General features: G+C 62.2%; 11 protein-coding genes and 1 tRNA gene. 4 read left to right on the top strand and 8 right to left on the bottom strand.

Annotated elements, in window-relative coordinates; translation table 11 throughout:
- Positions 1–533: 533 nt before the first annotated feature.
- The 3 genes from purU to ACZ5U1_RS05320 all read right to left on the bottom strand — a co-directional run bounded on the left by purU (position 534) and on the right by ACZ5U1_RS05320 (position 3,611).
- Positions 534–1,400, bottom strand: coding sequence for a formyltetrahydrofolate deformylase (gene purU, locus ACZ5U1_RS05330; protein WP_464779682.1), 867 nt, complete (start codon positions 1,398–1,400; stop codon positions 534–536).
- A 71-nt stretch (positions 1,401–1,471) separates the two neighbouring features.
- Entirely contained in the window at positions 1,472–2,491 is a 1,020-nt protein-coding gene (locus tag ACZ5U1_RS05325) for a 2-oxoadipate dioxygenase/decarboxylase family protein (RefSeq protein ID WP_464779681.1), read from the bottom strand.
- Between the two features lie 73 nt (positions 2,492–2,564).
- Positions 2,565–3,611: an SPOR domain-containing protein gene (locus ACZ5U1_RS05320; protein WP_464779680.1), complete on the bottom strand. Its 1,047-nt coding sequence runs from the start codon at positions 3,609–3,611 to the stop codon at positions 2,565–2,567.
- A gap of 180 nt (positions 3,612–3,791) precedes the next feature.
- Here ACZ5U1_RS05320 and ACZ5U1_RS05315 point away from each other — a divergent pair, with 180 nt between their 5' ends.
- From ACZ5U1_RS05315 to ACZ5U1_RS05305, 3 genes are read left to right on the top strand one after another with little or no spacing between them, the layout of a single operon-like run.
- Positions 3,792–4,514: an AAA family ATPase gene (locus tag ACZ5U1_RS05315; RefSeq protein WP_449472118.1), complete on the top strand. Its 723-nt coding sequence runs from the start codon at positions 3,792–3,794 to the stop codon at positions 4,512–4,514.
- A gap of 16 nt (positions 4,515–4,530) precedes the next feature.
- Positions 4,531–5,049, top strand: a complete 519-nt coding sequence (locus ACZ5U1_RS05310) for a hypothetical protein (protein ID WP_464779679.1) — start codon at positions 4,531–4,533, stop codon at positions 5,047–5,049.
- 13 nt (positions 5,050–5,062) lie between these two features.
- On the top strand, positions 5,063–6,361 hold the full coding sequence (locus ACZ5U1_RS05305; protein ID WP_464779678.1) for an SPOR domain-containing protein: 1,299 nt from the start codon (positions 5,063–5,065) through the stop codon (positions 6,359–6,361).
- A gap of 238 nt (positions 6,362–6,599) precedes the next feature.
- Here ACZ5U1_RS05305 and ACZ5U1_RS05300 read toward each other — a convergent pair.
- The 3 genes from ACZ5U1_RS05300 to moaA form a co-directional block, all read right to left on the bottom strand.
- Positions 6,600–6,674: transfer RNA gene (locus ACZ5U1_RS05300), tRNA-Asn, on the bottom strand.
- Positions 6,675–6,753: 79 nt separating this feature from the next.
- A complete protein-coding gene (locus tag ACZ5U1_RS05295; protein WP_464779677.1) occupies positions 6,754–7,530 on the bottom strand; it encodes an NAD kinase in 777 nt (258 codons plus the stop codon).
- Complete coding sequence (gene moaA / locus ACZ5U1_RS05290) at positions 7,527–8,540, bottom strand: GTP 3',8-cyclase MoaA (protein WP_464779676.1); 1,014 nt, start codon at positions 8,538–8,540, stop codon at positions 7,527–7,529. Before moaA ends, ACZ5U1_RS05295 begins: the two co-directional genes overlap by 4 nt.
- 121 nt (positions 8,541–8,661) lie before the next feature.
- Between moaA and ACZ5U1_RS05285 the strand changes: the two genes are divergently transcribed.
- Positions 8,662–10,680, top strand: coding sequence for a putative bifunctional diguanylate cyclase/phosphodiesterase (locus ACZ5U1_RS05285; RefSeq protein WP_464779675.1), 2,019 nt, complete (start codon positions 8,662–8,664; stop codon positions 10,678–10,680).
- Positions 10,681–10,686: 6 nt separating this feature from the next.
- Here the strand turns inward: ACZ5U1_RS05285 and ACZ5U1_RS05280 are convergent, their stop codons facing one another.
- Together ACZ5U1_RS05280 and ACZ5U1_RS05275 are read right to left on the bottom strand one after the other, a co-directional pair.
- Positions 10,687–11,430 (bottom strand): TorF family putative porin, encoded by a 744-nt coding sequence (locus ACZ5U1_RS05280; protein ID WP_464779674.1) that lies wholly within the window; start codon positions 11,428–11,430, stop codon positions 10,687–10,689.
- Positions 11,402–11,812, bottom strand: a complete 411-nt coding sequence (locus ACZ5U1_RS05275) for a hypothetical protein (RefSeq protein ID WP_464779673.1) — start codon at positions 11,810–11,812, stop codon at positions 11,402–11,404. Before ACZ5U1_RS05275 ends, ACZ5U1_RS05280 begins: the two co-directional genes overlap by 29 nt.
- Between the last annotated feature and the right edge of the window lie 123 nt (positions 11,813–11,935).

Here is an 11,935-nt window from a genome sequence, read left to right as displayed (position 1 = left end):
TTTTTGTTCCTTTTCCTGGTTTGATGCGTTATCCTGTCCACGCAGGCGACAAAGATCGCCGCGTGCGGAAGGATGTCGGCGATGTCGCGAATTGATGTCTATGGCGATCGGATATGTGTCGTCACCAGCTTCCTCATTGTGGGCTGGTTTATTTACGACATTCTATTTTGACCGGGCCTCGGCAACGTCGGCAAGCGTAAGTCGCTGCCATTAAAGCAAAGCTATGTTTCCTTTCGAAAGCGGCACAGTATAAAAGGCTCGAGCTTAAGGCTCCGCGGCTTTTGAAGGATGACAGCTTGCTCCGCGTCAACAACGGCTAAAGCGCACGGCCCCCATGCGACCACGCAAGGTTTCGTGTTCCTCCGCATAAGGAGAAGACGATGAGCCCTCGACCCATTCTTGCACGCCGCAAATGCCCTCGCGACACGCGGCGCGACATTTACATTCCGCACTCATCCTGGTCTCGGAAGCCTGGTGCCACTGCTGATGCCGTGATCGCGCCCGAAGATTTTTGGGCGAAACTCGGCATCTGATCAGCGGAAAACGACGGTCTTGCCACCGTTCAGGAGCACCCGGCGGTCAGCGATCCAGCCGACTGCCCGCGCCAGAACCTGCGCCTCGATGTCGCGGCCGATGCGGATCATGTCTTCGGCCGTGGCACGATGGTCGACGCGCTCTACCGCTTGTTCGATGATCGGCCCTTCATCGAGGTCGGCGGTCACGAAATGCGCCGTCGCGCCGATCAGTTTGACGCCGCGCTCATGCGCCCGGTGATAGGGGCGCGCACCCTTGAATCCGGGAAGGAAGCTGTGATGGATATTGACGCAACGTCCTTCCAGCTGTTCGACAAGCTTTTCGGACAACACCTGCATGTAGCGTGCGAGGATCAGATAATCCGATCGGGATCGGCTGAAAACGTCCAGCAAAGCGGCTTCCTGCGTTGCCTTGTCCCCATTCGGCGGAAGCTCATGATAGGGGATGCCATGCCATTCGGTAATCCGGCGCATGTCGGGATGGTTCGACACGACCCCCATGATATCGATGGCCAACGTCCCTGTCTGCCATCGGTGCAAAAGATCGGCCAGGCAGTGCGAGCCCTTGGAAACGGCGAGCAGCATCCGCGGCTTTTCCTGTGCGGCGGTGATACGCCAGTCCATGCCGAAGCGCGCGCCTACAGGATCGAACTCGCCTTGCAGTTGCTCGGTATCCGCGATCCGGTCATCAGTTGCCTCAAAGGCCACCCGCATGAAAAAGCGCTCCGCTTCCCTGTCGGCATATTGCTGGCTGTCGGTGATGAAGCATCCGCGTTCCGCCAGGAACTGGCTAACCGCTGCAACGATTCCCACACGGTCGGAGCAGACAAGCGTCAGCACCCATGATGGGATAATCGGATTGTTCAAAGGGAGCCTCCGCTAATGATCGGGAAAGCCGTTGCCTTATGCCGCTCCCATGATCAAGCCGTTAAAGGAACTCAGCCATTGGCGCTCGTCATCGCGAAAATTCCGGTCGCGTTCCCCGCGTCGAATGACAGGTCCAGCAACCCGCTTGCGGGATCGACGTCCCGACTGATGAATTCGTAGAAAGAGCCGGGTACTTGCCTCACCTTGTTTCCGGCAAATAGCCGTTCGACCGGGTCTGCTCGAAGGGCGGTCTGCTTCACGCGGCCATTGCGGGAGATTTCGACCTCATCCTTGATCGGCCATCCTTCAGCTTTCAGTCGCTGGGCCAAGGCCGCGACATCGGCCACCCGGTCGGTGGCATGGTTGAAGGCGTTGCCCTCCGTCGCGATCCACGCGGCTTCAGGCGACCGCGATAGCAACAGTTCATAGTCCTCCAACGTGGCAGGATCATGCTGCCGATCGAAGGCAGACACCAAGACCGGCAAGGCCGTCCGCGCATGCTCGAATGGGACAAGCTGTCCAGCTTCATAGGCGCGCAATATTGCCAGCGTTTCGGCATCGAGGGGATCGCGCGAGGTGTCAAAAACGCGCGCCGCGACTACGCCAAACTCGGCATCAAACCGATCGACATGCAGTTCCGAAACGAAGAATTGAGGAATGTCCTGAGGCGCATCGGAATGGGCATAGGCGCGCCCTGTCATTTTCAACCGGTCCAGAGGATAAACGCCAGCCAGCGTGTAGCCCAGTGGCTTTAGGATACGGGTGAAGGCGTCCTCTCCGGCGGGCAAAGCTCCCGTGGGACCTTGGGGCAGGCGGATCGTCCTCAACGCCCCATGATCGAACACCACCTTGCCACCGCTGGCCAGCCTGTCAGCCACATAAGCAGCGCCGCTCGGAACCCGTTGCAGTAGGCCGTGAAACAAAATGACGTTCAAGGCCATGGCAAGTGCTGCCCGAGAGACATAGGGGCCAGTCTCCACGAGCAAAGCCGGTGCGATCGAAAGCGCAGCAAGCACTTGCTCCGCAGCACTATCGCCCAGCGTGGCCCTGACCAACGCTTCTACATTTCCCTGCTCGCTATCGACGGCCATGGCGCGCTCCATATCGGATATGGCCGTTATCGCGCGCCGATCCCCGACTTCCAAGAGCCAGTATTACGCCTCGTCACATTTTCCGGGGCATGCAATCGGCACCAGCAGCTTTGATGGCACTGCAAAGCCGTGACGCTTCCGCGCTGTTCGCCAACGGCCCAGCCTGCAACCTGGTCATGGCGCCGCCCTTCACCAGAAAAAGCTGATAGGCCGACAGGCCAGCCACTTTGCCGCGCAGACTGGTCCAAAGCGCGCGCGCGCGGGCTTCTTCGCTAAATGCCCCTAGCTGTACGCGCCAGGGTCCGCTGGCAGCTACCTTGGGCTCTGGCGTCTTGCTGGCCTTCGCCTTTTCAACGACTGGCTTCGGCGTTTGCGCGGCGGCCACGGCGGCCTTGGGCGCATCAGATTTCGGCTTCGGTAATGGCTTGGCGGGCGCAGGCTTTTCCGGAGTGCGCGCAGGTCGCAGATCGGCGCTCGCCATTGACGGCGTTTCTTCGCGCAGAATAGGCATGGTGGACAGGTGGTCATTGGCTTCCGCCAGCGCCGCTACCTCGTTCTGGCCCATCTCCCGCGCCAGCGCGAGCCCCTGCTGACGTTGATCATCAGGGATATATTTATCCATCTGCTTCAGACTGGCCGTCGCCTGCGCCAGTCCCGCAGCCGACGCGCGGCTCATCAGGGCATAGGCGCGGGGCCAGTTCTTGGCCGCCAGATCTCCGTTAAAAAGGGCGGTGCCGACGATATATTGAGCGCGCGGTTCGCCGCGGGCCGCCGATCGCTGAAGATAGGGGAGGGCGCTCGCCCGCTCGCCCTGCTGAAACATCAGCAGCCCAAGATTGTCCTCGGCGCGAACATGGCCTTGCGCGGCGGCCTTTCGATACCAATCAAGTGCGACGGCCATGTCGGCTTTGACACCGCGTCCAAGCTTGTTCGCCTGACCCATGTTGAATTGCGCATCAGGATCGCCTGCCTGCGCAAGCGGCCGCCAGACACTGACGGCTTTTTCATAATCACCCTGCTGCCAGGCATCGACCCCGGCTTTGACATCGGCAAGGGCAGGCGGCGCCAGACTCATCATCGTTGCGGCGGCCAAGATGCCCCAGATGTACTTCATGTGCATGTGCTCCTGAAAGAACAGCGTAGCCCCAGCCTATGAGCGAACAAGGTTAACGCTCGCTTAGCATTAGAAGGCGCATTCTTGATACCATGCTTCCTTTCGTAGGATGCGCCGAAGTTAACCAATTTTTAGGTGCCGCCGTGGCAGTCCAATAGGCAATTGGATTTTCTGGGGGAAACGCGCGTGCGCATACTCGCATTGGCATCGCAAAAAGGCGGATCGGGGAAGACCACCTTGTCTGGTCACTTGGCCGTTCAGGCGCAAAGGGCAGGCGCTGGCCCCGTGGTCCTGATCGACATCGATCCTCAGGGGTCCCTCGCCGACTGGTGGAATGAACGTGAGGCTGAATTTCCCGCCTTCGCCCAGACGACGGTTGCGCGTCTTGCGGCCGATCTTGAAATCCTCCGTCAGCAGGGCTTCAAACTTGCCGTGATCGATACACCCCCGGCGATCACCATGGCCATTCAAAGCGTCATATCCGTGGCCGAACTGATCGTGGTGCCCACCCGCCCCAGCCCTCATGACCTGCGCGCCGTTGGTGCGACGGTGGACCTGTGCGAACGGGCGGGCAAGCCGCTGATCTTCGTGGTCAACGCCGCCACGCCCAAGGCGCGGATCACATCGGAAGCTGCGGTAGCGCTTTCCCAGCATGGCACAGTTGCGCCGGTAACACTGCATCACCGCACCGATTTCGCCGCATCGATGATCGACGGCCGCACGGTGATGGAGGTTGATCCCAACGGCCGTTCGGCGGGCGAGGTCACCCAATTGTGGACCTATGTCTCCGACCGTCTGGAAAAGAATTTCCGTCGCACGGTCTTCTCGGTGCCCAACGGCACGGCGGGCACCAGCGGTGCGGTTCGTCCGGCGACAGGTGGCTTCGGCCGCCGCGTCGTAGGTCAGTAAAGGGAGGGAAGACATCATGGCCGAACCCAAGCCACTCGCTTCGCTGACCTCCGGACTTCTCGCCCGCAAGGGCGCTGCTCAGCCCGCCATGCGCCGCCCCATAATGGGCTTTGGCCATCAGGCAACGGCGGCGCTGCTGCAGGATGATCTGGGCTGGAACGACATGGGCTTCGACGTGAACGAGCCTGAGCCCGTGCCTGCCGAGCCTCGCGCCGTTATCGGGCTTACTCCGATGACGCTGCCGCCGGTAGCCGCGCCCATCCCTTCCGTCGTTGTAGAGCGAGAAGAATTGACCGAGCGCATGGAAGAAGCGGTCAAGACGATCGCTCCCGCCATCCGTTCCGGAACCAAAGGCCGCAAGGCCGCCTTCACGCTGCGGCTGGACGCGGATCGGCATCTGAAGCTTCGCCTTGCGAGCGCCGTCGCGGGCCGTTCTGCCCAACAGATGGTGACCGAAGCACTCGATATTTTCCTCGCCAGCCTGCCGGAAATCGACCGGCTCGCGCAGCAACTGCCGCGCGACGAAGCAGAGTAAGAAGGATCAAGCCATGAAGCGCAGCGCTCTTTCCAAGGCGGCACTTTCGTCGCTGATTGTCGGGACCACGATGGTCGGCTGCACCGGCGCGGCATTCCGTCCGTCTGCCATCGCAGCGGCCAAGGAGGATCCCAGCCGTGCGACAGCAGCGATCGATAAGGCTCTGCTTAGCCGGGATGGCGTTCGCGCAGTCGCGGCGGCTGAGGCGGCGGTCCAAGCTGCTCCGCAAGACGCCAATTATCGGCAGTTGCTGGGTCGCGCCTATATTGCGAGTGGCCGTCTCATCTCCGCCGAAACCGCGCTCAGCGACGCAATGACTCTTGGCAATCGCGATCCCCGCACCATCGTCAGCCTCGCCTTGGTGAAGGTGGCGCTAGGCAAAAATGACGCGGCCCGCGAGTTGCTCGCGACCAATTCAGACGTCGTTCCCGCGAGCGACTATGGACTCGCCATGGCAATGGCTGGCGACGCGGCAGAGGGTGTCCGCATCCTGTCCGAAGCCATCCATGATCCCTCGGCCACTGCTCGCACGCGCCAAAATCTCGCCTATGCCTATGCGCTGGCGGGACGTTGGAAGGACGCGCGCGTGATGGCGGGCCTCGACCTTGAACCGCTCGCCGCCAACCAGCGCATCGCGCAATGGGCACAAACCGCTGCTCCCGATTTCGCGCAGCAGCGCATTGCCGGTCTGATGGGCATAGCGGTTGATGGCAGCGACGCGGGCCAACCCGTCGCGCTCGCCCTCGCGACCGAGGCCGCGCCGGTCCAGATGGCAGCGGCAAACGTGCCCGAAGCACCTGCCGCTTCTGGTGCGGAAGAGGTTGTCCCCGAAGCGACGCAGCAGGAACCAGTCCAGCAGGCAGTCGCCTTTACGCCTTATGTCGCTCCGGCGATGCCCATGAAAATCCCCCATGCTCCCGCAAAGGCCGCAGGGCTCCGTCAGCAGGCCGTCGCTCGCGCTCCGCTCGCGGCTCGCCCAGCGCTTCGTTTCGATGGCAATGGGAACAGCCCGTGGGTCGTTCAACTTGGCGCCTATTCAAACGCTGCGATCGCCAAGGAGAAATGGTACGATATCGCTCGCCGGAACAGCGCGATAGCCGCGTTGCCGGTCCTCACCAGCCAAATTACCGTGAACGGCGTCAGCTATGCCCGCCTTGCCGTCAGCGGTTTTGACGATCGCGCGGAAGCAATGGCGCTATGCCACGCAATCCGTGCTCGCCGTGGCCAATGCTTCGTTCGGGAAAAGGCCCCCGGCGCCGCGTCGCAGCGGTGGGCGCTGGCATCCAAACCACGCCAGTTCGCTTCGCGCTAACCTAAAGTTTTTCAGATCGATGACCTCATCCCCTCATGGGGATGGGGTTTGTCGTGTTTATGCTCTCTCGAGACGGTGAAGGGCGTCGCTTCGGCGGCGAGCAGTTCATCTCTACAGTCTCAACATAAGAAGCGACGCAGCGATATTCCGGCAAGCGAATATGCGAGCGCCTTGGCCGCCTGCTCGGACGAATTCCGATATTTTCGCAAATTTCTGGAGCCGCCCAAGTGGGCGAAAGTGGCTCCCCGAGTAGGATTCGAACCTACGGCCATTCGATTAACAGTCGAATGCTCTACCGCTGAGCTATCGGGGAGCAGCCCGGCTCTCGCTGGGCAGGCCGCGCCTATAGCAGCGAGATTCTTCGGATGGCAAGGACAGAATTGCGAATTTTTTCAGGCGATGAATTGTTCCGCTGCGATCCGGTCATCCAACGTATGTTCAGGGTCGAAAAGGAGGGTGAGCGGCGTCCCTCGATCAATCTGCACCTCGACCTCGGCGACGTCACGAACTTCGCGTTGGTCCGCCACGGCGCTGACCGGGCGCTTTACCGGATCAAGCACCGTGAAACGGATCGCCGTGCTTTCGGGCAGGATCGCCCCACGCCAGCGGCGGGGACGAAAGGGGCTGATCGGCGTCAACGCGACCAGACCCGAACCCAGTGGCAGGATAGGACCGTGCGCCGAAAGATTATAGGCCGTCGATCCGGCAGGGGTCGCGACCAGCACGCCGTCGCATACCAGTTCAGCGAGCGCTGTTCGGCCGTCTACATGGACTTCCAGCTTCGCGGTCTGGCGGGTCTCGCGTAGCAGCGACACCTCGTTGATCGCGGGGATCGAAAAGCGTTCCCCATCGACGGTGTCGACTGTCATGCGCAGCGGGTTGACCTTGAAAAGCTTGGCCGCCTCGATCCGCTGTTCCAGCCGTTCCAAGCGCCATTCGTTCATGAGGAAGCCGACCGTGCCCAGGTTCATTCCGAACACAGGCATGATCCGGCGGCCCTCCAGCATGGAGTGCAGCGTTTGCAGCATGAACCCGTCGCCACCCAGCGCAATGATCATGTTCGCCTGTTCCACAGGGACGAACTCATAGGCGGCCCGAAGCCGTTCTTCGGCGGCCTTCGCAGCTTGGGTGGGGGAGGCGAGCAGAGCGCGCCGCGGTTCCTCGGTCATCCGCCCGTCACGCTCATATGGCGGCTAACCGCTGCGGTCGGCGCATCGCCGCCGATGCGAAAATCATGCTTGGCGGGCTTCAACCGCAGCGCACGATCGATCAGCGGCTCGACCGCCCCGATGCCGCCTTCACGGAAGGCGGTCTTGAGGTCGACATGATCCTCATGTCCCAGGCACATGAATATCTTCCCTTCGCAGGTCATGCGCATACGGTTGCAATCTGAACAGAAATTGTTGGTCAGGGGCGTGATAAGCCCCAATTTCACACGCATCCCGTCAATCGCATGATAGCGCGAAGGCCCGCCCGTGCGATGCGCGATCGATCGCAGTTCATGCTGCCGCCGCAGTTGTTCCACTACTTCCGTCAGCGGCAGATAATGATCAGTGCGATCCTCGCCAGTCTCGCCCAGCGGCATCGTCTCGATCAATGTCAGGTCAAATCCCTGCTGATCGCACCATTGGAGCATGGGCAGGATTTCATCATCATTGACGCCCTTCACCGCCACCATGTTGATCTTGACCGCGAGACCCGCCGCCTTCGCCGCCGCCAGCCCCTCAAGCACCGGCCGGATGTCCCCATTGCGCGTTACATGGGCGAACCGTTGGGGGTCCCGGCTGTCGAGGCTGACATTGATCCGCCTTACGCCCGCGTCAAAAAGTGCCTCGGCATGCTGGGCCAGCCGCGTGCCGTTGGTGGTCAACGTCAGTTCGTCGAGCCCCTCGCCCAAATGGCGTCCAATGCGCCGCACCAGGTCGATAATGTCCCGCCTGACCAGCGGTTCGCCACCAGTCAGCCGGATCTTGCGAACGCCACGAGCGATGAAGAGGTCGGCGAGCAGCGCGATCTCCTCCAGCGTCAGCACCTGATCCTTGGGCAGGAAGGTCATGCGCTCCGCCATGCAATAGCGGCAACGCAGGTCGCACCGATCCGTGACCGAAATCCGCAAATAGCTGATCCGGCGGCCCAACGCATCGGTCATGGCCGTGCGCCCAAGATCGGGCTTGTTCATGCTCGACTAGCTAGGCCATGGCAAAGTCCGGTGCAAGCACTGCCGGTTGCAGGAGCGTGAACGGGTCGCTAACGCCTGTCTGCTATATGCCCGCCATGCGCTGTACCCCGGGAGTTTTGATGTGAGCGGTGAATCCGCACTGCATGGACAGCGCAGCCTTTTCATTCTGTCGCCTGGTGACAGGGATGGCTTGTCGCGCGCGGCTGGTCTGGCTGGCTGGCGTGCCATCGCGGCCCGACGCACGAAGGATGCGCCGCAACGGTTCCTGCATAGCGATGCGCAGATCGCCCTTGTCGACATGCGCGATGCGGCGGACGGAGCCAGCGGCCTCGTCGATGCCTTTTCCCCGGCCGTAGAGGCGGGCGGTGGAGCGCTCATTGCCTTGATCGACGCGCAGGCGCTGGGGTCTGTCACGGGGCTGCTGGAAGCGGGGGCGACCCATTTTCTCGCCGCTCCCTTTTCAACCGATCAGTTGCGGGCGACGCTCGCTTCGGCCCAGCGCCTCGTGGACCGTCTGGGCGGCGGCACGGTGCCTAGCCAGCGAGCCCAGCGTATACGCCGTGGCGACGCGCTATTCTGGGAATTGGAGCGGGGAGGGCGATCCCTGCGTCTCAGCGACAATCTCGCCCGGCACCTCAACTTGGATCGCCAGACGATCAGCCCTGCGCAGTTTGCTCGCTGTCTGCCCCGCGCGGAGCGGCGTTCTGTCATTGCGGGCTTGCGCGGCATGATGCGTTCGGGCCGACCAGAATCCTTTGCTCATGCGGCACCGGGGCGACCGGGCGATCGACTCGTTCATCATCTCCGCCTGATCGATGGCGTCGTGGCAGCCGATGTCGAGTGGTTGTCCGATACGCATGGGGACGACGCGACGGGCCGGGACGACCTGACCGGCCTTCGTTCGCGGCAGGCAGCGCTTGAGTGGTTGGAAAAGCGTTCCGGTCTTGCCACCACCATCCTCCTGCTCTCCATCAGCCAGTTCGACCGCATGAACGCCGCCTATGGTCAGGTGGTCGGTGACGCTCTGCTTGGCCGGATTGCGAGGAGGATCGAGCGAATGGCGGCAGATGCCGCACCTGGCGCGATCGTGGCCCGCATCGCCGGGACCGAATTTCTCGTGGGCCTAACAGGCGAGGCAGCTGCGAGCGACCGCGCAACCTTCCTCGCGCGTCAGTTGATCGGCGTCATCGTCCGGCCCTTCAGCGCGGGCGACCACCTAATCCGCCTGACGGCCCGCTGCGGCATCGCTCAGTCGCGAGCAGACGATGATGCAACCCGGCTGCTGCGGCGGGCGGGAACCGCTCTGGCGGACGCGCGGGCAGGGGGCGGAGAGGGAATCCGCATCTTCTCGGCCGAAAAGCGCAGCCGTCAGGTCGATGCCGACCAGTTGGAAACCGACCTGCGCCTTGCGCTGCACAGGGGAGAAATCGGCATCGTCTTCCAGCCGCAATATCCGGTAGGGGGCGATCACATGACGGGGGTGGAGGCGCTCGCCCGTTGGAACCATCCTCAATATGGTCCCCTCGGCGCGGGCATGCTTTTCGCGACCGCCGAACGCTCCGATTATATGCTTCCGCTTTCGGCCCACATTCAGGCCGAAGCGCTGCGTCAGGCGGCCGCCTGGCCCCGGACACTCTCGCACCTGCGCCTGTCGATTAACGTGACCGCCGCCGACATCGCGCAGCCGGGCTTCATGTCGCAGTTCCTTGCCCTTGTTGACGAGAGCGGCTTTCCCCGTTCGCGCCTGACGGTTGAGATCACCGAAAGCGGCCTTATCGAAAATATCGCTGGGGCCACCGCGCTCCTCACTGCTCTTCGTGCGGAGGGTCTGGCGGTGGCGGTCGATGATTTCGGCACCGGCTATTCCAGCCTTGCCTACCTAAAGAGCCTCCCGCTCGACTATCTCAAGATCGACAGCGGCCTGGCCCAGGACATCGCGGGCACGGCCCGCGACCGGATCGTGGTCCGGGGCGTCATTCACATGGCCAAGTCCCTCGGTATGAGCGTCATTGCCGAGGGCGTGGAGACGCAGCAGCAACTCGATCTGCTGGCGCGTGAAGGTTGCGACTATTATCAGGGCTTTCTGCGATCCGCCGGAATATCCTCCGCCGAGCTGGCCGCGATGGCGCTAAAGGGCTGAGGCACCCTAAAAGACAATTCCCGCCCGGCCGATCAAGGTTGCTCCTGAGTGACGCGCCTCGCCATCGATGCTGCTGTTCGCATAACGGACGCCCGCAAACCATTGCCGCTTCAGATAATCGATGCTGATCCCATGGTCCCAATATGTGCCATCAGGCCGCAGGCGGGCTGCATCGCCCACATCTCCGGTCCGGCCGCTCGAACGACCGACATGCGCCGAAACGGTGAACGGCGTGCCGGGGATACCAGCCGCCGCCGAAGCCGAGAGGTAAAGATTGTCTCCACCAATCGAACCTTGCCGGGGTGCATAGCTGGCGTTGATGTCGATATTTGCCGGGCCGATCAGAAAGCCCGCCCCAGCTCCAACCTCGCCATATCCCTGTTCCGACGCGCCCGGAAACAGGTGATAGACTCCCCTCGCAGTAAGTCGCCATGCGCCCATTTGCCGGGTATAGGATGTGCCAAGGTCCATCACGGCATCGGCTCCACGGTGACGGCTGCTGTCCCACAAGGACGTCGCCGCGGCATCGAAGCTCAATCCGTCCGTCGCCTGTATGGCGATTGTTCCCCGCACGACCGGGTCGCCGTCGCTCCAGCTCAACCCCCGCCTGCGTTCATCGCTTGCCATCTCGGCGGTTGCTGAAAACCGGTCAGCATATTGCGCCAAGGCGGGGGAAGAGGTGGCGGCCAGCAGGATTGCCGCCGCCACCATCAAGCGTGCGTCAGTTTGAGGCAAGATTGCGAACCGCATCCAGCTCGGCCACCAAAGGCGCGCGATCCTTCTCGGCCACCGCCACCAGATGTTCACGGATCGCCGCGTCATGCTGTGCCATATTGCGTTCACCCGATTTGCGGCCGGGGGTGCATGCCCCATGTTCGCTGCCGGAAAAGCGCTTGTCATGGGAAACCGTGCGCGCCAGCGCCGGGCTGTGGTTAAGAGCACGGTCCACGATGACCGTCGCGGTCCAATGGCACCGTTGCATATCCATGCGGTTGGGGGTTTTCGCACCGACCGTCCTGGTGGCGAACTCTACGCGAGCCGAATAATTGGCTTGCACCGGCGTTCCGCCATGGTCGATCTGCACGCTGTGCGTGGCGGCGACAGCTGCCATCGCTACGAAGGTCGAAATCATGTCAATCTCCTGCTCGATGCCGGACTTTGCTGTCCAGTCATCGACGGAGCATTTAGATGGCCGATGTTGCTGCTACTTTGCTGACGCACGACAAAGGGGTGCTGGCGAGGCGCGATCTTAGGG

The sequence above is a fragment of the Sphingobium sp. TomTYG72 genome (assembly GCF_055394715.1).
The sequence above is the reverse complement of the archived record's forward strand: the minus strand, read 5'-3'. Positions and strand labels throughout refer to the sequence as shown.

Excerpts from the sequence above, each read along its gene's own strand:
- ACZ5U1_RS05325 (WP_464779681.1), bottom strand. The coding sequence starts at position 2,491 with ATGGCCGTCGATAGCGAGCAGGGAAATGTAGAAGCGTTGGTCAGGGCC.
- ACZ5U1_RS05320 (WP_464779680.1), bottom strand. The coding sequence starts at position 3,611 with ATGCACATGAAGTACATCTGGGGCATCTTGGCCGCCGCAACGATGATG.
- ACZ5U1_RS05310 (WP_464779679.1), top strand. The coding sequence starts at position 4,531 with ATGGCCGAACCCAAGCCACTCGCTTCGCTGACCTCCGGACTTCTCGCC.
- ACZ5U1_RS05305 (WP_464779678.1), top strand. The coding sequence starts at position 5,063 with ATGAAGCGCAGCGCTCTTTCCAAGGCGGCACTTTCGTCGCTGATTGTC.
- ACZ5U1_RS05295 (WP_464779677.1), bottom strand. The coding sequence starts at position 7,530 with ATGACCGAGGAACCGCGGCGCGCTCTGCTCGCCTCCCCCACCCAAGCT.
- moaA (WP_464779676.1), bottom strand. The coding sequence starts at position 8,540 with ATGAACAAGCCCGATCTTGGGCGCACGGCCATGACCGATGCGTTGGGC.
- ACZ5U1_RS05280 (WP_464779674.1), bottom strand. The coding sequence starts at position 11,430 with ATGCGGTTCGCAATCTTGCCTCAAACTGACGCACGCTTGATGGTGGCG.
- ACZ5U1_RS05275 (WP_464779673.1), bottom strand. The coding sequence starts at position 11,812 with ATGATTTCGACCTTCGTAGCGATGGCAGCTGTCGCCGCCACGCACAGC.